Below are 18,518 nucleotides of genomic sequence, written 5' to 3'. Positions count from 1 at the left end.
CGCCGCCGAGTAATCGTCGTCATAGCCAATCACCGACACCTGCGCCGGCACCGCCACGCCGGCCCCGTGCAGGCAGGCCAGCACGCCGCCGCCGCGGTGGTCCGGGCAGAACGACGCGTCCGGCAATTGCGCGCAGCGGCGGTTCAGGAACGCCATTTTCGGCTGCATGCGCTGCAGCGCGATCAAGTCCTCGTCGAGCAGGTCGTGGCCCAGCACCAGGATGCCGTCGCAGTCGCGGCTGATGAGGAATTTGACCGCCTCGATGGCCTGCTCGCGCGGCGACTCGTCGCCGCAACCGGTCGCCACCACCACGTGCCGGCGCAGCGCGCGCAGTTCGGTGTCGGTCTGCTTCAGGATGCTGCCGTAATAGGCGCCGAAGAACGACGGCACGAACACGCCGATCATGCCGAGCGACTGCGCCGACAGCGAGCGGCCGATCGAAGACGGGCGGAAATTGAGTTGTTCGATGGCCGCCTGCACGCGCGCGGCGGCTTTGGCCGAGACCGGTCCGGCACCGGAAATGGCGCGCGATGCCGTCGACATGCCTACACCGGCGAGCGCCGCGACGTCTTTCAGCGTTGCCAAAAATACTCCTGGATGGGATGAGTTAAACGAGGTGCCGCCGAGGCGTCGCGCCGAAGCCAAAACGGTCTCCATGGTAACACGCGCCACACCGGGGACAGACCACGATTTCCGAGAAACTTCCCTCGGAAATCGTGGTCTGTCCCCTAAGCTGCTAAGCTGCTACAAACTGCCGTCGGCCCTGCTCGGCCTGCTCTACGCGGCGTTGGCGAAATGGGTGTGGCAGGTTTTCGCGCGCGGCCGTGGCGGCGGCCCGTGATGTTCAGTGCAGGCTCGATTGCCCCATCCAGGCGATACTCTCGACGCCAAAGCGCAGTGGCTGGCGGGCGCCGTCGAAAGCCTTCAGCAGCGCCGCCATCCCCTGCGCCTGCGGCTGGACGCGGATGATCTCGACGCCCAGCGAGCGCAGCGCCGGAACGTGCGCGAACATGTCGACGCAGTTCTCGCCGGCGAGCGGCAGGCCGGCGCCGCGCCTGCCCGTTTGCGCCGGCAAGCGCCGCGGCTCGCCCTGGCAGCGGAAATCGCAGACGCCCTGCCCCTGCGCGCCGTCGCGCGCGCTGAAGCAATGGGCGTTGAACTCCAGCGCGAGCTGGCCCCACACGCTCACTTCGGTCTGCATGCCGGCCGGGCGGCGCTGCTGCAGCGCGCCCAAGACATCCAGCGGCAGGCCGGGCGGCGGCTGGAAGCGGCTCGCGCCCAGCATGGCCAGCCAGGACAGGATGCCTTCGTGGTGCGCGTTCAGACTAGGGCCGGCGACGAACGACTGCCCTTGCATGGCGCGGATCGCGCGGACCACGCCGAAGCAGTTGGCCTCCAGTTGCAAACCGTCGGCCACGGCGCGCTCGACTAGCGCCTCGGTGGCGTGGCGGTCGGCGTCGTTATCGACGCGCAGCAAGGTCGCCATCACCACCTGCTTGCCGGCCGCGCGCAAGTCCTGCGCCAGCGCGAACCAGTCCTGCGACTGCATCAAATGGCGCCGCGAACACACCACTTCGCCCAGGTAGATGATATCGACCGGCCAATGCCGCGCCTCGGCGTAGAAGCGCAGCGTGTCCGCCTTCGACCAGTAATGCGCCAAGGGAGCGAGGGAAATCTTGAGTGGTTTCATACTTGTTTCCTTGGACTGGCATAGTCCGGAGTTCAAGTGTAGCCGCCGCCGGCCGCCGCGCCCATAGGTAGAACGGACTAGGAGCGCGGCCAACCAAAGGCAAGGACCGGGGTCGGACCCCGAGGGTCCGCCCCCGGGGTTACGCCTTTGGTTTGAATGCTATGCGGCGCGCTTCAGCGTGTTGTGCGGATCGATGACGAATTTCTTCGGCGCGCCGGCGTCGAACTGCTGGTAGCTGTCGGGCGCCTGGTCGAGCGTGATGACCTGCACGCCAACGATGTCGGCGATCTTGATGCGGTCCCACAGAATCGCCTGCATCAACTGGCGGTTGTACTTCATCACCGGGGTCTGGCCGGTGTGCAGGCTGTGCGACTTGGCCCAGCCCAGCCCGAGCCGGATCGACAGGCTGCCGCGCTTGGCGGCCGGGTCGCTGGCGCCCGGGTCGTCCGTCACGTACAGGCCGGGGATGCCGATGCGCCCGGCCGCGCGGGTCACCTCCATCAGCGAATTGAGCACCGTGGCCGGCGCCTCGCTCTGCGAGCCGGCGTGGCCGTGGCCGCGCGCCTCGAAGCCGACGCAATCGATCGCGCAATCGACTTCCGCCTCACCCAGGATGGCGGCGATCTGCTCGCTCAGCGTCGCGTCCAGCGACAGGTCGACGGTTTCGAAGCCGACCGCGCGCGCGTGTACCAGGCGCAGCGGATTGACGTCGCCGACGATCACCACGGCCGCGCCCAGCAGGCGCGCCGAGGCCGCCGCCGCCAACCCGACCGGTCCGGCGCCGGCGATGTAGACGGTGGCGCCCGGCCCGACCCCGGCCGTGACGGCGCCGTGGTAACCGGTCGGCAGGATATCGGACAGGCACGTCAGATCCTCGATTTTCAGCATCGCCGCGTCCTTGTCGGGGAAGCGCAGCAGGTTGAAGTCGGCGTACGGCACCATCACGTATTCGGCCTGACCGCCGATCCAGCCGCCCATGTCGACGTAGCCGTAGGCGCCGCCGGCGCGCGCCGGGTTCACGCTCAGGCACACGCCGGTGTGCTGCTCCTTGCAGGTGCGGCAACGGCCGCAGGCGACGTTGAAGGGCACCGACACCAGGTCGCCCTTCTTCAGCGTTTCGACGTCCTTGCCGACTTCGATCACCTCGCCGGTGATTTCGTGGCCCAGCACCAGGCCGGACGGCGCGGTGGTGCGGCCGCGCACCATGTGCTGGTCGGAGCCGCAGATGTTGGTCGTGACGACCCGCAAAATGACGCCGTGTTCGATCTTGCGACCGAGCGGATTGTCCAGTTTCGGGAACGGAATCGACTGCACTTCCACCCTGCCGTGATCGACGTAGACCACGCCGCGATTTTCTGCCATGGTAAATCTCCTGTAGTTGTTTGGCGCTCCGCATCGGGGCGGACCGTTACTAAAAATATCATGCAGGGTGGGCGCGACTTTAACGATTCCGACATGGATCGGCTGGAAAACGCCGGGGGATCGATTTAAAACAAGGGCGTACCCCTGGGGTCAGACCTGTAGGTCCGACCCCGGCTCTTTGCCCTTGGTTTTAAGGAGTTGGGCGGCGCACGAACATACGCTGCCGGTGCCGTGGACAGGCCCGAACGCGGCCTCGAAGTCGGCGCGCGACAGCGCCAGGCGCACGCCGACCGCGCGGCTGCCGGCGATGGCGCTGGGCTTGCTGATGCTAACGTCGGCCCATTCGATGCGGGCGTCGTAGTGGAAGACGAACTCCATCAACTCGCGCATGCGCGTCTCCAGCAACGGCGTGTGCGGCCAGGTCGGCCATTTGTCGCTGATCCAGTGGCAAATCGGCTGGTAGTCGAGGCAGTCCTCGATGCCCTGCGGCGCCGCCGGCACCAGCGCGCGCAGCGACAGGTTCACGATAATCGGCTGGAACTCGCGCTCGTGTTCCCAGATGCCGACCCGCAGCCGGGTGTGCAGGTCGCTGACGTTGATGGTCCATGGCAGGTTGCGCATATCAGCGTTCCAGCGTGACGTCCGACAGCGGCCGGCTACAGCACGGCAAAATCCAACCCTGGTCGATTTCGCGCTGGCGTATGCCGCCGGCGTGCCGCATGTCGACCTGGCCGGACAACATGCGCGTCTTGCAAGTGCCGCACATGCCCTTGGTGCACGACACCGGCAGGCGCATGCCGGCCGCGCGCGCCGCCTCCAGGATGGTCTGGCCGCCGCCGCAGGCGACTTCGCTGCCGAGCCGCTCGAACTTCACCGTGAAGCCCGGCGCAGCTTCGGCCGCCACCGGCGCCGCCGGCTGGCTTGCGCCGTCGGCCTCCAGCGTCTCGAAGGCGAAGCTCTCCTGGTGGTAATGGGCCATGTCGAAGCCGGCCTCCTGCAATAGCGCGCGCACCGCCGCCATGTAGGGCGCCGGGCCGCAGCAAAACACTTCGCGCTGGGCCAGGTCGGGGGCGATATGTTCGAGCACCGCGCGCGACAGATAGCCGGTGAAGCCGGCCCAGGCGGCCGCGTCGCCGCGCCGCTCGCACACCAGGCCGAGGCGGAAACGCCGCTGGTTGTGCGCCAGCAGCTCCAGTTCGCGGGCGAAAATGATGTCGGCCGGCGTGCGCGCGCTGTGTACGAAGGCGATGTCGGCGTCGAAGCTGAGGTCGTGCAGCGCGCGCGCCATCGACATCAACGGCGTGACGCCGCTGCCGGCCGACAGGAACAGGTATTTGCCGGCCGCCGGCGGCGCTTGCAGGAAGCAGGAGAACTCGCCGCCGGGGCCGAGCACGCGCACGCTGGCGCCAACCTGCAAATTGTCGTGCAACCAATTCGACACCAGCCCGCCCGGCACCCGTTTGACCGTGATCGAGACCATGTCGGGCCGGGTCGGCGTCGACGACAGCGTGTAGCAGCGGTTGACGCGCACGCCGTCGATGTCCAGCTCCAGCGTCAGGTACTGGCCCGGCCAGTAGCGCATCGTACGCGCCGCCGGGGCGGCGAACAGGAAGGTCTTGACGTCGGCGGTCTCCTGCCGCACGTGGCGGCAGACCAGGGTGTCGTCGTTGGCGCCGTCCCACTGCTGCGCCAGCGACGCCAGGTCCGGCATGCGCGCGTTCATGGCCGCGGCACCAGCGCGGACAGGCGCGTGACGTACCAGTTGCAGAACTTCTCGACCAGCATCTCGGTGTACGGCGAATACGGGCCGGGTTCGTAGGCGTCGCTGCGCACCCCGCGCTGCGACGCTTCCACCAGCGCCTGGTCCTGGGCGTTGGTGGCGATCCACACGGCGGCCAGGTTGTCGAGGTCGTAGTCGACGCCCTCGACGGCGTCCTTGTGCACCAGCCAGGTGGTGCGCACCATGGTTTTTTCGGCCGATATCGGCAGCACCGTGAAGGTGACGATATGGTCGCTCATGAAATGGTGCCAGGAGTTCGGCTGGGTCCAGAACGACAGCCCGCCCAGGTCGGCCCGGCCGAATTCGCCCAACAGCTTGCGGCAAGCGGCGGCGCCGTTCATGGTTTGCGACTCGCCGGCGCGGTCCAGCGGCAGGCGCTCGGTGCGAAAACCCGTCACGCAGTCGTCCAGATGGTCGATTTCGCGCGACGGCAGGCCCTGCGCCTCCCATTCGGCGTGGCGCTGGTTCAAAATGCCCTGGTACTGCTCCAGGCCGTCGCTGTGCTTCGGGTCCGGCGCGTAACCGAAGCCGTATTCGTACAGCGACATGGTCAGCTCGGGATGGTTGGCGCGGCAGTGGTAGCACTCCCGGTTGTTCTCCATCGTCAGCTTCCAGTTGCAGTCCTCGACGATCTCCATCTGCTTGGCGATCTTGCAGTTGGCCAGGTTGTGCTGGGCCAGGTACGGTTCCATCTGGCGCGCCATGTCGTCGATGTCGGCCGGCGGCGCCTCGGCCAGGCAGATGAACAGCAGGCCGCCGACGTTGCGCAGGTGGACCGGCTTGAGCTTGTGCTGGGAGACGTCGAACTTGTCGCCCATGTGCTCGGCGAACATCAGCGCGCCCTGCAGGTTGTAGGTCCACTGGTGGTAGGGGCAAACCAGATTGCCGACCATGCCCTTCTGCTGCTGGCACAGGCGCGAACCGCGGTGGCGGCAGACGTTGTGGAAGGCGTTCAACCGCATGTCGTCGTCGCGCACCACCAGCACCGAGGTGCGTCCCAGCTCGACCGTGACGTAGTCGCCCGGCTCCGGCACGCTCGGCTCGGGACCGACGTAGATCCAGTGGCGGCCAAAGATCAGTTCCATGTCCAACTCGAAAATCGCCGGGTCGGTGTAAAACGCCTGCTCAAGGCTATATGCTGTTTTCCGACGTGCCAGCAAAGTATGAATATCGGTGGTCTTGGTAGTCATGTATGCGCTTTCCCGCTCTAGGAATCAAAAGTTGACCAAGCCATGGTCGCGTAAATAGTCGAGCAATACTTGTGCTTTTTCGACGGCATTCCCCTGTTTCACGACTTCGCCGCCCTTGCCGGCGCCGTCGCCGCCGATGGCGCCCAACATGCGCGTGTGGCCGCTTTGCGCCAGCGCCGCCTTGAGCGGGCGCGGACGGCGCGTCAGCGCCTCGTAGCTCCACACCGCGCCGACGCCGACGCCGCCGCCGCCGCCGCCGCCGCCGAGTATGCTCCCGGCGGCGCCGGCGCGGTGCGCGATACGCCCTGCGGCGGCGCGCGCGTAGGCGTACTGGCGCGTACGCGGCGCGCGCGCGTGCACCGCCAGCAGCGCCGGCCCGTCCAGTTCCAGCAGGCGGCGCAGGCCCTTGGGCAGGAACTGGCGCACGCGCAGCGCGCCGCCGACGCGCCGCGCCTCCAGCACGTCGCTCGCCAGCGGCAGCTCCAGCGCCTCGGCCAGCCGGTAGGCCAGCAGGCCGGAGGCGGCCTGCCCTTCCGAACGCATGCCGCAGATGACCAGGTCGAAGCCGTCCAACCGCGCCGCCAGCGCCGGCAGCAGCGCGGCGTCGCCGGCCACGGCCAGCAGTTCGATGTTGGCCGCGCCCAGCGCGGCGTAGGGGCGCAGGTCGGCGGCCGCGATGGCGCCGTCGACGCTGGCGCACAGCAGCGTCAGCTGTTCGGCCGGCTGCAGGCTGCAGGCCAGCTCGAAGGCCGCCGCGTCGCACGCGCCGGCCTGGGCGCGCGCGCTGAGCGGGTGGCGCGCCGGCGCCAGCAGCACCGCAATCTTTAGATTATCGTTCATGCTTCGCCTCTATAAAAAGTGTCATTGCCGGGGAAACGTTTAAAGCCAACCGCGCAAAACCGATTCTGTAGGTCGGGTTAGCCCGCCATCCCTTACACGGTGTGGGTAACCCGACTGGCGTCGGCAGCGGCTCTAGGCGGATTTGGCCGCTTGCGCGGCGCGTACCAGTTGCAGCAGCGCCTGCATCAACGCGCCGCTGTCCTCCACCAGCGTCAGGTTGGCGCGCTTGACGATCGGCGCGCTCTGGTCCAGGTTGACGGCGATGACGTGGCGGCAGTCCTTGATGCCCTGCAGATGCTGCACCGCGCCCGATATCCCCAGCGCCATGTAGACGCTGGCCTGCACCGTCTTGCCGGTCGCGCCGATCTGCCGGGCGCGCGCGAAGCGGCCGTCGTCGACCGCCACGCGCGAGGCTCCGGTGGCCGCCCCCAGCGCCTGCGCCAGGGCGGCGAAGCCGGCCATGTCGCGCATGCCGTTGCCGCCGGAGAGGATGAAGTCGGCCTCCTCCAGCGCCACCTGGTCCGGGTCGCTGCCCTCCAGCCCCAAATCGCGCAGGCCCCGCTCCAGCGCCGCCTCGGCCACCGGCGCCGCCGCGTCCTCGCCCCGTCCCACATACGGCAGGCGGGCGTCGGCGGCGTGGCGCGCCAGCAGGATAATGCGCGGCAGCGCGCAGCGCGCAAAGCGGGCGCCGGGCACGATGCGGCACGCCGTCTCGCGCGTCAGTTCGACCACGTCGGTGGCGATGCTGGCGCCGCTGCGCGCCGCCAGGCGCCGCCCCAGGTCGGCGTCGGCGTCGCGTTCGGGCAGCAAAATGTGGCGCGGCCGGTACTGCTCGACCAGCGCCAGCGCCTGCGCCAGCCGCGCTTCGACCAGGTAGCCGGCGCCGCCCAGCTGCGGCAGTTGCACGCCAACGTCGGCGCCCAACGCGCCCAGCGGCTCGGCGCAGCCGCCCAGCACCGCCACCACCACGGCGGTGTCGGCGTCGGCCAGCAAGGTGGCGGCGGCGATGGTCTGGCGCGCGTGTTCGTCGAGTCCGCCGCGTTCGCTGTGCAGCAGCACCAGAATGGCCGCCGTCGCCGGCCGCGCGCTGCGCAGCGGTTTCGCCGCCGCCGCGTGGCCGCCGTGGTGCAGCTCGCGCGAGCCGGTTTCCTGTCCCAGTACGATGCGTTTCAGGCCGGACGCGGCGATCACATAAGGCCGGCGCGGATTAATCCTCGGTATGCTTGATTGGTGTTCCATCAGTCCCTCAGTCGTAAAACCAGCAGTTCGGCCAATTCCATCACCTCCGGCCGCGGCCCGACCACGCCTTCCAGCATCGCGGTGCAGTTCGGGCAGGCCACCGCCACGGTGGCGGCGCCGGTGGCGCGGGCGTCGGCGATGCGGATGTCGGGAATGCGGGTGGCGCCGGGAATGTCGGTGAACGGCGCGCCGCCGCCGCCGCCGCAGCACCGCCCGCGCTCCTTCGAACGCTCCATCTCCAGTACTTCGATGCCGAGCGCGCGCAAGACCTTGCGCGGCGCTTCGACCTCGCCGTTATAGCGGCCCAGGTAGCAGGGGTCGTGGTAGGTCAGCGGCGCGGCCGGCGCGGCGTCCTTCAGCGCGATGCGGCCTTCGTCGAGCAACTGCGCCAGCAACTGGCTGTGGTGGTGCACGTCGTAGCGCCCGCCAAGAGCCGGGTATTCGTTCTTCAGGCAGTGGAACACGTGCGGGTCGGGCGTGACGATGTGCTTGAAGCGCAGGCCGTCCAGCAGCGCGATATTACCCTTCGCCAGATCCTGGAAGGCCGCCTCGTCGCCGAGCCGGCGCGCCAGGTCGCCGCTGTCCATTTCGGCCGCGCCCAGCACGGCGAACTGCACCCCGGCGTGCTGCAGCACCTTCACCAGCGCCCGCAGCGCGCGCTGGTAGCGCATGTCGAAGGCGCCCTCGCCGGCGATCAGCAGCCACTCGGTCGCGCCGCCCGGCGCCAGCGTCGGCACGTTCAGGTCGATCGCCCAGTGGTAGCGCATCGCCTTGGCGAAGCCGCCGACGGTGTCGGTCTGGCGCAAATTCTCCAGCGCCTGCGCGCCCTTGCCCGGCACCGCGCCCTGCACCATGGCCAGGTCGCGGCGGATCTCGACGACGGCGTCGACGTGCTCGATCAGCATCGGGCACTCCTGCACGCAGGCGCGGCAGGTGGTGCAGGACCAGATGGTGTCGGCGTCGATCAGGCCGGGCACGATGGCCAGGTGCGGCGCGCCGCGGTGCAGGCCGACCGGCTTGCCGGGATACGGCGTGCCGGCGTACTGCGCGTCGCTTTTCCCGGCCATGCCGGCCACCATGTCCTGGATCAGCTTTTTCGGGTTCAGCGGTTGCCCCGCCGCCAGCGCCGGACAGGCCGCCTCGCATTTGCCGCACTGGACGCAGGAGTCGAACGACAGCAGGCGGTTCCAGCTGAAGTCGGCCGGCTTGGCGGCGCCGAACTCGCCCCGCTCCAGCCGCGCGGGTTTCAGGTCGGTCGAACGCTGGCCGGCGAAGCGCTCGGGGCGCGGGTGGAAGGCCAGGTGCAGCAGGCCGGCGACGGCGTGCTTCATCGGTCCGCCCATGCCGATGCCCAGCGCCAGCTCGGCGGTGCCGAACAACAGCAGCGCGACGACCACGGCGGCCGGGGCCAGCCCGCCGCCCGGCGCCAGCCAGGCCGCCAGCGCGGCGCCGACGGCGAACGCCGCCAGCGAAAACGGCAGCCGCATCCACGGCCCGCGCGAGAGCCGGGCCGGCGGCGCGCGCCGGCGCCATACCATCATCGCGCTACCGCCCAACATCACGGCCGAGGCCAGCAGCAGCACCCGGTCCAACAGCGGCGAATACAGCGCCAGGCCGTAATTGACGCCGATGACGGCGATCGACAGCACGGCGCCGCCGGCCACCGCCGCGTGGCTGTTGGCGACGAAGGGCTCGCGCGCGACCACGTGGTGCAGGTCGACCAGGTAGCGCTTGGGCACCGCCAGCAAGCCGCTCCAGACAAGCGGCGCGGCGCGGCCGTTGCGCCACAGCCGCGCGCGCCGCGCCAGGCCCAGCAACAACAGCAGGCAGGCGCACCAAAACGATACCGTTAAAGCGTAGGCCAACATATTAAAAGTCCTTGCACAGGCGAAGCGCGTCGTAGATGGCGCCGTGGATGTTATGCATCGAGATGCAGTCGCCGACCCGGAACAGCAGGAACTGACCGGGGTTCAGCGCCTGCGCCAGCGACGGCTGCGGCTTGGCCGCGTACAGCGTCTCGATATCGGTTTCGCCGAGGTTGGCCGAGCGCTCCTTGAGCTCCCAGTACAGGCCCTCGTTGGGCACGATGCCGTTCTCGATGACGACCTGGTCGACTTCACGCTCCTCCAGCTCCTCGGTGTATTCGTTGCGCAGCACGGCGATGCACTTGTCGCCCTCGCGGTGCACGCTGTCGAGCCAGTAGTTCGGCGTCATCACGACGCCCTGGGCGTACATGCGGCGGTAGAAAATCGGGAAGGTGGTGCCGCCGACGTCGTCGGCCACCTTGACGTCGGGCGTGACGATTTCCACCAGGCTGCCCCGGCTGGCCAGGAAGTCGGCCACGCCGGCGCCGGCCTGGGTGCTGACGCCGTCGTACACCAGCACGGTCTTGCCCGGCGCGACCCGGCCCGACAGGATGTCCCAGCTGCTCACCGAGATACCCTCGGCCGCGCCCCACCGCGCCACCTGCCCGGTGTGGCTGCTGCCGCCGGTGGCCAGCACGACGATGTCGGGCCGCTCCGCCAGGATCGCCGCCGCGTCGGCCGCCACGCCCAGGCGCCGGTCGACGCCGAGGCGCTTGGTCTCCATGTCGAACCAACGCACGATGCCGGCCATCTGCTCGCGCTGCGGCGCCTTCGCGGCCAGCATGATCTGGCCGCCGACCTCGGCGTTTTTCTCGAACAGCACCACCTCGTGGCCGCGCTCGCGCGCCACCCGCGCCGCCTCCAGGCCGGCCGGGCCGGCGCCGACGACGACCACCTTGCGCACCCTGCCGGCGGTTTTCTCGACCAGGTGCGGCATGTGCTCCTCGCGGCTGGTGGCGGCGTTTTGCACGCACAACACGTCCAGGCCGTTGTACTGGCGGTCGATGCAGTAGTTGGCGCCGACGCACTGCTTGATTTGGTCTTCGCGGCCGTCGCGGATTTTCATCACCAGATGCGGGTCGGCGATGTGCGCGCGCGTCATGCCGACCAGGTCGCACATGCCGGCCGCCAGGATGCGCTCGGCCTGGACCGGGTCGCGGATGCTTTGCGCATGCATCACCGGCAGGCTGACCGCCGACTTGATGCCGTTCGCCAGATGCACGAAGGGCTCGGGCGGCAAGGCCATCGGCGGCATGCAGTTGACCAGCGTGTTGTGGGTGTCGGCGCCGGAGCCGATTACGCTGAGGAAGTCGATCAGGCCGGACTTCTCCAGCTCCTGGGCGATCTCCTTGAGCATGTCGTGGCTCAGGCCGTCCTCGTGGAATTCGTCGCCGCACATGCGCATGCCGACGCAGAAGTCGGGGCCGACCTCGGCGCGTACCGCCGCCAGCACCTCCATGCCGAAGCGCATGCGGTTTTCCAGGCTGCCGCCGTAAGCGTCGGTGCGCTTGTTGGTGCGCGGGCTCCAGAACTGGTCGATCAAGTGCTGGTGCGCCGCCGAAATTTCGATGCCGTCCATGCCGGCCTGCTTGACGCGGCGCGCGGCGGCGGCGAAGTCGCGCACGATGCGCGCCATCTCGTGCGGCTCGATCACCTTGGCGTTGCCGCGGTGGACAGGCTCGCGCACGCCGGACGGCGTCACCAGGTGCGGCCAGTGCTCGCCGTGGTAGTTCGAGCGGCGCCCCATGTGGGTGGCCTGGATCATGATTTTGGCGCCGTGCTTGTGCATGGTCGCGGCCAGCCGCGCCAGCGGTTCGATGACGCGGTCGTGGCTCAGGTCGACCGACTTCCACCAGCCCTGCGGGCTGTCCTGCGAAACCGAACTGGAACCGCCGCAAATCGCCAGGCCCAGGCCGCCCTTGGCCTTTTCCTCGTAATAACGGATGTAGCGCTCGCCCGGCAGGCCGTTTTCGGCGTACACCTCGGCATGGGCCGTGCTGATGATGCGGTTGCGGATCGTCAGCTTGTTCAGCGTGATCGGGGCAAACAAATTCGGGTAACGCATGCGAACCTCGGCTTATTTTGGTGCTACGGTAAAGACGCAGTGCGCGTGGCCTTCGGCGGCGCAGCGGGTTTCACTGCTGACGGTGCGGTAGTCGCGCCCGGTGGTGGCGGCAACCCAGTCCATGGCGCCAGAGAACCAGCCGGCGAACATGTAGCACAGCTTGTCGCGCGCCTCCGGCTGCGCCAGCACGAAGGCTGAATGCCGCAGGCTGATGCTGGCGTGGCCGGTCTCGGCGTCGACCGATTCGAACTTGAACAGGCCCCAGCCGCGCTGCGACAGGCGGTTCAGGTAGTGCTCGTATACCGCCAGCCCGGCCAGGCCGTGGGTCGCGGCTTCCTTCTCGCACCAGAAATAGGCCGATTTGTAGCCGGCCTCGTAGAGCTGTTGGGCGTAACGCTCGCGCCCCAGCGCGGCCTCGATGGCGGCGTGGTTGTTGACGAAAAAATGGCGCGGCACGTACAGCATCGGCAGGCCGTCGGTGCTCCAGATTCCGGTTTCTTCATTGACTTCGATAGGCAGTTGCGGCTTCATGGGACATCTCCTCGTTGCATTGATCGGCTCGCGGGGGGCGTTAAAACTGGTGGCGCATCCCGACGGTGACGCTGGCGCGCTTGTGGATGCCGGCCGGCAGGGCAAAGCCCTGGTCGTCGAACACATTGCTGGCGTAGCCGGCGTCGGTCTTGCGATAGTCGGCCTGCAGGTACACATTGCTGCGCTTCGAGAGCTTGTAATTGACCATGCCGGCGCCCGACTTCTTGTTGCCGGCGACATCCTTCTGGCGGTCGTAGTACAGCGCGCCGACCAGGTCGACCCGCGGCGTCAGCGCGTAGGTCAGGCCGGTGGCCCAGACGTCGTTGCGCTGCGCCGTCAGGTCGCTGCTGTGGCGCAGGTAGTTCAGGAAGAACTTGAACGGCTCGGCGCTGTAGCTGCCGCCCACGGTCAGCGCCTTGTGGTCGGCCACGGCCTTGGCGTTGCGGGTTTGCTGGTAGGCGCCGTTCAAGGCCAGCGCGCCGGCCGCATACGACACGCTGGCGCCGGCGTTGCGCCCGGCCCGGTTGTCGCCGGCGCGCTCGCCCAGGCCGAGCATCAGCGCGGTCTTGACGGCGCCGAAGCTGCCGGCGTACTTCAGCGAATTGTCCCAACGCTTGCTGGTGTAGTTGTCGTAGATGTAACCGTCCTCGTACAGATTGGCCCAGCCGAAGGGCTCGTTCAGCGGCATGGTTTCATACACGGGGCTGACCTGGCGCCCCGCCGTGACCGTGCCGAAGGCGCCCGCCAGCCCGACCGACGCGGTGCGGCCGAACAGCCGCCCGCTCTGCGCGGCGGTGCCGGTGTCGGGGTTGATGCCGCCTTCCAGCACCACCAGCGCCTTCATGCCTGCGCCCAGCTCCTCCATGCCGCGCACGCCCCAGCGGCTCGGGCTGGTGGCGCCCGACATCACTTCCGTGCGGCCGTCGCCGTTTTTGTTCTGGTTGCTGCTGTAGCGCAGGCCCAGGTCGAGCCGGCCGTACACGGTAACGCTGGACTGCGCTTGCGCGGCGGCGGCGGCCACCGACCCGGCGGCCAGCACGCTGGCCATTATCTTGTTCATCATCGATCCCTTCCAGTTATTCGAGTTCTTCGGGCTTGACCACGATCCAGTTCCGCTCCGCCGTCACCGGCTGGCCCAGCGCTGCCTGCCGGGCCGCGTGGCGCTTCGCGGCGGCCTGGATCGTCGCTAGGTGCGCGGCCTTGCGGTCGACCCACAGGCGCACCCCGCCACGCTCCACGTCGGTGGCGTGGAACAGCATGTAGCCGTCGCTGTTGGGCGTGTCGCCGGCCACCAGGATGGGTTTTTTCCATTCGTCGATGTAGGTCAGGATGGCCGCGTGCTTGCCCGCCATCCAGGTGGCCGGCGTCCACAGATAGGGCTGCACTTCCAGTTCCAGGTTGGCGGCCTGGTTGTAACTGCCTTCGGCGATCTGCTTGCGCGCCGTGGTCAGCGCGCCGCTCTTGCGGTTCTTCAGCAAGGTGGTCACGCCGATGACGTTCTGCGGCTTGACGTCGTAGCCGTACTTCGGATCGGACGCCACCATGCGCACCAACTCCTCGTGCGCGGCCGAGACGATATACACCTCGATGCCGTTCTCCATCAGCTTGTGGAACAGCTCCTGCTGGCCCGGATAGACGCGCTGCGGATGGATCTGCGCCTGCTTCACGGCGCCGCCCTCGAAATAGCTCGCCGGGATCAGCTTGTCGTAGGCCAGCAGCTGGTCGACATACTGCTTCAACTCGGCCAGCGTGAAGCCGGAAAACACCTGCGCCACCCAGGGGTAGCACACCATGTCGTCGATTTCGCACAGCCGCTGGTAATAGCTGTTCAGGCTTTCGCGCTGGCCTTCGCTGTCCTTGAAGGGCACCAGCTTCAGCGACGGATCGAGCTTTTCCCGCGTCAGCACGCCCTTCATTTCAAGAAAAGGCAGCAGCGACTCTTCCAGATCCCAACGCGCGCTGGTCTGGTCCCAGTCGAACACGGCGTAGGCGCCGCTGTTGGCGTGGGTCGCGATCAAGGCCTCCAACTGGACCTTGGCGGCGGCCGGCCAGTGCTTCAAGTCGGTGGCGCCGGCATTCCCGGCGCAGATCAGCGCAAGGGACAGCAGCAATGTACATAGACGGATCATCTTCAGCTCCAGGTTAGGCAATCAAATAATGCTTGTGTATGCGTCAGCCGCGCCAGACTTCGCCGAAGACGCGCACCCAGTTCGCGCCCATCACCTTGCGGATGCGTGACTCGCTCCAGCCGGCTTTCTGCATCGCCGCCGTCAAATTCGGGAATTCGCCGATGGTGCGGATGCCGAGCGGGTTGAGGATGGTGCCGAACTTGGTCAACTGGCGGTATTGGCCCTTGTCGTGGGTGATCCAATCGAAGAAGCCCTTGTCGTAGCCCTGGGTGAAGTCGGTGCCGACGCCGACGCACTCCTCGCCGACCAGGTTGATGACGTAGTCGATCGCCTCGACGTAGTCGTCGACGGTGGCTTCGATGCCGCGCTTGAGGAAGGGCGGGAACATGGTCACGCCGATGAAGCCGCCGTGCTCGGCGATGAAGCGCAGCTGCTGGTCGCTCTTGTTGCGCTGGTGTTCCTTCAGGCCGGACGGCAGGCAGTGCGAATAGCAGACCGGCTTGCTTGAAGCCAGGATCGCCTCTTCCGAGGTGTTGCCGCCGACGTGGGACAGGTCGACCATGATGCCGACCCGGTTCATCTCGGCGATGACTTCGCGGCCGAAGCCGGACAGGCCGCCGTCGCGCTCGTAGCAGCCGGTACCGACCAGGTTTTGCGTGTTGTAGCACAGCTGCACCACGCGCACGCCCATGTCGGCGAAGGCTTCGATGTAGCCGAGGTTGTCCTCGAAGGCGTGGGCGTTCTGGAAGCCGAGGATGATGCCGGTCTTGCCGGCCGCCTTGGCGTCGATCACGTCCTGGGCGCAGCGCACCAGCGTCACCAGATCCTCGTTCTCGCGGATCAGCTTTTTCATGTCGGCGATGTTCTTGACGGTGTCGGCGAAGCCCTCCCACACCGAGACGGTGCAGTTGGCGGCGCTCAGGCCGCCGCGGCGCATGTCCTCGAAGATCGAGCGATCCCACTTGGCGATAATCAGGCCATCGATGACGATGGCGTCTTCATGCAAATTCGACATTGCTGCTCCTGTTGGTGGAATATGTTTTAAACCCGGGGCGCCCCCCCCGGGGTCGGACCCCGGCGCTTGCCTCTGCTTGGTTCGGTGAAAACGACGCCTATTGCCCGCCCAGCAGCGACTGCACCGGATGCGCCGCGCGCGCCGGCAGTTGCTGGACGCCGATGCCGTACGGCCGCGCCGCCTTGTTCAGCAGCAGCCAGACGTAGTCGGCGAAGCTGCGCCGGAACACCACGAAGACGCCGTCGGCGTCGACCCGGTACACCAGCATGTTGGCGCGCCCGCACATGGTGGAGACGGCGCGGCCCGGCGTGACCAGCTCGAAATCGTAGACGCCGACGTGGTGCAGCACCGCCAGATGGTTGGCGCCGCTCAGGTAGACCTGGGTCAGGCCGCCGGAATTGTCGACCACTTGCGCGTGCAGGCCGCCGGTGGCGCTCTCCAGCTTGGCGATGGCGTCGTTCAACAGGCGCCGCGCGCACACCAGCAGCCACTCGTCCGGCGACTGCCAGAGCAGCAGGCCCAAGGCGGTCTGCACGAAGCTGCTGGGCAGCAGCGGCGGCGGCGCGCCCAGCGCTTCGGCCACGCCGGCGCGAAACAGCGGGTCGGCGGCGTCGCCGCGCAGCGCCACATAGCCGAGCAGCGCCAGCTCGTTCATCCAGACGCCGTGCGAACCGTCCTGCGGGCGGGCCTTGGCGGCCAGGCCGAAGCTGTGTAGCGGCGACTGCAAATATGGCTGCACCACGGTGCCGCCGGCGGCGGCGAATTGGGCGGATTCGTTAAACATTGTGGCGGTCTCCTTGTGGATCGACAAACACGGGCGAGGCGATTCTGGCCTTGATAAGCTGGCCGCCGTCCCAGGCGTACACGGCCTGGCCGTCCTTCAGCGCGCCGCCTTCGAGCACCGCCAGCGCCACCGAATGGCCCAGGCAGGCGCTGTGGTAGCTCGACGTGACATGGCCCAGCATGCGGGTCTGGTCCGGGCCGGCCAGCAGTTGCGCGCCCTCGGTCAGCACCTGCGCCGGGTCGTCCGTCAGCAGGCCGACCATTTGCTTGCGGTCGCCGCGGGCGGTGTCGGCGCGCGCCAGCGAGCGCTTGCCGAGGAAGGAGAACGGCTTTTTCATGCTGACCGCCCAGGCCATGCCCAGGTCGATCGGCGTGACCGAACCGTCGGTGTCCTGGCCGACGATGATGAAACCCTTCTCGGCGCGCAGCACGTGCATGGTTTCGGTGCCGTACGGCGTGATGTCGAACTCGGCGCCGGCGCGCATCAGCGCTTCCCACATGTAGTGGCCGTAGCCGGCGTCGACGTTGACCTCGTAGGCCAGCTCGCCGGAAAAGCTGATGCGGTAGACCCGCGCCGGGATGCCCGCCACGGTGCCGCTGCGGCAGTCCATGAATTTGAAGGCGGCGGCCGACAGGTCGATGTCGCCGCACAGTTTCTGCAGCACGGCGCGGCTTTTCGGCCCGACCAGCGCGCAGGTCGACCAGTGGTCGGTGACCGATGTCAAATACACCTTCAGCTCCGGCCATTCGGTTTGCAGCCAGCGCTCCAGCCAGGACATCACGCGCGCCGCCCCGCCGGTGGTGGTGGTCATCAGGAAGTGGTTCTCGCCAAGGCAGGCGGTGACGCCGTCGTCCATCACCATGCCGTTCTCGTCCAGCATCAAGCCGTAGCGGCACTTGCCGACGCCGAGCTGGCTCCAGGCGTTGGCGTAGACGCGGTTCAGGAATTCGCGCGCGTCCGGCCCGCGCAGGTCTATCTTGCCCAGCGTGGAGGCGTCGAGCATGCCGACGCCGCCGCGGGTGGCGACGCATTCGCGGTCGACCGCCGCGTGCAGGTCCTCGCCCGGCTTGGGGAAGTACCAGGGCCGCTGCCACTGGCCGACCACTTCGAACTTGGCGCCGCGCGCCTTGTGCGCGGCGTGGATCGCCGAATAGCGCTGCGGGTCGAAGGTGTCGCCGACCATCGCCCCGGCCAGTACGCCGAACGCCACCGGCGTGTAGGCGGGCCGGTAGGTGGTGGTGCCGACTTCCGAAACCGGCTTGCCGAGCGCCTCGGCGGTGATGGCGAAGCCGTTCACGTTCGACAGCTTGCCCTGGTCGGTGCCGAAACCCAGGCCGGTGTAGCGCTTGACCAGCTCGATGGAGCGGTAGTTTTCGCGCACCGCCAGATGGATGTCGGAGGCCGCCACGTCGTTTTGGAAGTCGACGAAAGCCTTGGCGCCGTGGCCCTCGGCCTTGCCGTCCGGGACGCGGAAAATGCGCCGCGCCGCCTGCGCCGGCATGGCCGAATTGACGCCGGCCGTTTCCGGCGCCTTGGCCGCGCTTGGCTTGCCCAGCGCCGCGCACAGCCCGACGACGATGCGGGTGGTCTGCGCCAGCGCGTCTTGCAGGCCGAATTCGCCGACCACCGAGCCGACGCAGGCCACGCCCGGGCGGCCGTCGACCGGCGCGACGAAGGCCAGCTTGTCCTCGCTCCACTGCGGCCGGCTGCCGTTGTGGCAGAACAGATGCACGTTCGGCGACAGGCCGCCCGACGACAGCAACAGGTCGCAATCGACCTCGGCGCCGCGGCCGACCACCTTGTTGCTGCCGGCGTCGAGTTGCGCCAGGCGCGCGCCCTGCACCGCCCGGCCGCCCAGCGCCTGCGCCACGCCGTAGCCGTTAAGCAGTTCGACGCCGGCGTCGCGCGCCGCCTTGGGGGGGGGGGGGGGGGGGGGGGACCCGCAGGTGTGAGCAGAAGGCACCCCCCCGTGCCCCGCCGCCCATTCGCCCTGCACACACTCCGAAAAACACCTCGTTGGCTGCACCC

At 68.2% G+C, this 18,518-nt stretch carries 16 protein-coding genes; all 16 read right to left on the bottom strand.

Annotated features, from left to right (window positions below; all coding sequences use genetic code 11):
• On the bottom strand, positions 1-585 hold a 585-nt coding region (locus ACFDR9_RS22070; RefSeq protein ID WP_409032363.1), incomplete at its 3' end, for a LacI family DNA-binding transcriptional regulator.
• A 259-nt stretch (positions 586-844) separates the two neighbouring features.
• Complete coding sequence (locus tag ACFDR9_RS22065) at positions 845-1,690, bottom strand: U32 family peptidase (RefSeq protein WP_409032362.1); 846 nt, start codon at positions 1,688-1,690, stop codon at positions 845-847.
• A gap of 159 nt (positions 1,691-1,849) precedes the next feature.
• Entirely contained in the window at positions 1,850-3,052 is a 1,203-nt protein-coding gene (gene fdhA / locus ACFDR9_RS22060) for a formaldehyde dehydrogenase, glutathione-independent (RefSeq protein WP_017876351.1), read from the bottom strand.
• A gap of 150 nt (positions 3,053-3,202) precedes the next feature.
• A complete protein-coding gene (locus tag ACFDR9_RS22055; protein ID WP_409032361.1) occupies positions 3,203-3,673 on the bottom strand; it encodes a dihydroneopterin aldolase in 471 nt (156 codons plus the stop codon).
• A gap of 1 nt (position 3,674) precedes the next feature.
• The gene (locus ACFDR9_RS22050; RefSeq protein WP_409032360.1) at positions 3,675-4,775 is read right to left on the bottom strand and encodes an FAD-binding oxidoreductase; all 1,101 of its coding nucleotides are present in this window, start codon (positions 4,773-4,775) and stop codon (positions 3,675-3,677) included.
• Entirely contained in the window at positions 4,772-6,022 is a 1,251-nt protein-coding gene (locus ACFDR9_RS22045) for an aromatic ring-hydroxylating oxygenase subunit alpha (protein WP_409032359.1), read from the bottom strand. The genes ACFDR9_RS22050 and ACFDR9_RS22045 overlap by 4 nt, the downstream gene beginning before the upstream one ends.
• A gap of 24 nt (positions 6,023-6,046) precedes the next feature.
• Entirely contained in the window at positions 6,047-6,862 is an 816-nt protein-coding gene (locus ACFDR9_RS22040) for an electron transfer flavoprotein subunit beta/FixA family protein (protein ID WP_409032358.1), read from the bottom strand.
• Positions 6,863-6,994: 132 nt separating this feature from the next.
• Positions 6,995-8,101 carry an electron transfer flavoprotein subunit alpha/FixB family protein gene (locus ACFDR9_RS22035; protein ID WP_409032357.1) on the bottom strand — a complete coding sequence of 369 codons (1,107 nt, stop codon included), beginning with the start codon at positions 8,099-8,101 and terminating at the stop codon, positions 6,995-6,997.
• Entirely contained in the window at positions 8,101-9,969 is a 1,869-nt protein-coding gene (locus ACFDR9_RS22030; protein WP_409032356.1) for a (Fe-S)-binding protein, read from the bottom strand. The genes ACFDR9_RS22035 and ACFDR9_RS22030 overlap by 1 nt, the downstream gene beginning before the upstream one ends.
• 1 nt (position 9,970) lies before the next feature.
• Entirely contained in the window at positions 9,971-12,031 is a 2,061-nt protein-coding gene (locus tag ACFDR9_RS22025; RefSeq protein WP_017876358.1) for an NADH:flavin oxidoreductase, read from the bottom strand.
• A gap of 12 nt (positions 12,032-12,043) precedes the next feature.
• Positions 12,044-12,562: a DUF5943 domain-containing protein gene (locus tag ACFDR9_RS22020; protein WP_409032355.1), complete on the bottom strand. Its 519-nt coding sequence runs from the start codon at positions 12,560-12,562 to the stop codon at positions 12,044-12,046.
• 40 nt (positions 12,563-12,602) lie between these two features.
• Positions 12,603-13,625, bottom strand: coding sequence for a porin (locus ACFDR9_RS22015; protein WP_409032354.1), 1,023 nt, complete (start codon positions 13,623-13,625; stop codon positions 12,603-12,605).
• Positions 13,626-13,638: 13 nt separating this feature from the next.
• Positions 13,639-14,691, bottom strand: a complete 1,053-nt coding sequence (locus tag ACFDR9_RS22010) for a haloacid dehalogenase-like hydrolase (RefSeq protein ID WP_409032353.1) — start codon at positions 14,689-14,691, stop codon at positions 13,639-13,641.
• 43 nt (positions 14,692-14,734) lie between these two features.
• A complete protein-coding gene (locus ACFDR9_RS22005; protein ID WP_017876362.1) occupies positions 14,735-15,706 on the bottom strand; it encodes a dipeptidase in 972 nt (323 codons plus the stop codon).
• Positions 15,707-15,803: 97 nt separating this feature from the next.
• Complete coding sequence (locus ACFDR9_RS22000; RefSeq protein WP_409032352.1) at positions 15,804-16,490, bottom strand: sarcosine oxidase subunit gamma; 687 nt, start codon at positions 16,488-16,490, stop codon at positions 15,804-15,806.
• Positions 16,483-18,518, bottom strand: a 2,036-nt coding sequence (locus ACFDR9_RS21995) for a glycine cleavage T C-terminal barrel domain-containing protein (RefSeq protein WP_409032351.1), incomplete at its 5' end; no start/stop codon positions are given. The genes ACFDR9_RS22000 and ACFDR9_RS21995, both read right to left, overlap by 8 nt.

The organism is Janthinobacterium sp. CG_23.3 (genome assembly GCF_046115965.1).
GTDB lineage: Bacteria > Pseudomonadota > Gammaproteobacteria > Burkholderiales > Burkholderiaceae_D > Janthinobacterium.
This window is presented reverse-complemented; position numbering and strand designations above follow the sequence as displayed.

Bases quoted from the DNA above. Each gene is read 5' to 3' on its own strand.
- ACFDR9_RS22065 (WP_409032362.1), bottom strand. From the start codon at position 1,690: ATGAAACCACTCAAGATTTCCCTCGCTCCCTTGGCGCATTACTGGTCG.
- fdhA (WP_017876351.1), bottom strand. From the start codon at position 3,052: ATGGCAGAAAATCGCGGCGTGGTCTACGTCGATCACGGCAGGGTGGAA.
- ACFDR9_RS22055 (WP_409032361.1), bottom strand. From the start codon at position 3,673: ATGCGCAACCTGCCATGGACCATCAACGTCAGCGACCTGCACACCCGG.
- ACFDR9_RS22050 (WP_409032360.1), bottom strand. From the start codon at position 4,775: ATGAACGCGCGCATGCCGGACCTGGCGTCGCTGGCGCAGCAGTGGGAC.
- ACFDR9_RS22045 (WP_409032359.1), bottom strand. From the start codon at position 6,022: ATGACTACCAAGACCACCGATATTCATACTTTGCTGGCACGTCGGAAA.
- ACFDR9_RS22040 (WP_409032358.1), bottom strand. From the start codon at position 6,862: ATGAACGATAATCTAAAGATTGCGGTGCTGCTGGCGCCGGCGCGCCAC.
- ACFDR9_RS22035 (WP_409032357.1), bottom strand. From the start codon at position 8,101: ATGGAACACCAATCAAGCATACCGAGGATTAATCCGCGCCGGCCTTAT.
- ACFDR9_RS22030 (WP_409032356.1), bottom strand. From the start codon at position 9,969: ATGTTGGCCTACGCTTTAACGGTATCGTTTTGGTGCGCCTGCCTGCTG.
- ACFDR9_RS22025 (WP_017876358.1), bottom strand. From the start codon at position 12,031: ATGCGTTACCCGAATTTGTTTGCCCCGATCACGCTGAACAAGCTGACG.
- ACFDR9_RS22020 (WP_409032355.1), bottom strand. From the start codon at position 12,562: ATGAAGCCGCAACTGCCTATCGAAGTCAATGAAGAAACCGGAATCTGG.
- ACFDR9_RS22015 (WP_409032354.1), bottom strand. From the start codon at position 13,625: ATGATGAACAAGATAATGGCCAGCGTGCTGGCCGCCGGGTCGGTGGCC.
- ACFDR9_RS22010 (WP_409032353.1), bottom strand. From the start codon at position 14,691: ATGATCCGTCTATGTACATTGCTGCTGTCCCTTGCGCTGATCTGCGCC.
- ACFDR9_RS22005 (WP_017876362.1), bottom strand. From the start codon at position 15,706: ATGTCGAATTTGCATGAAGACGCCATCGTCATCGATGGCCTGATTATC.
- ACFDR9_RS22000 (WP_409032352.1), bottom strand. From the start codon at position 16,490: ATGTTTAACGAATCCGCCCAATTCGCCGCCGCCGGCGGCACCGTGGTG.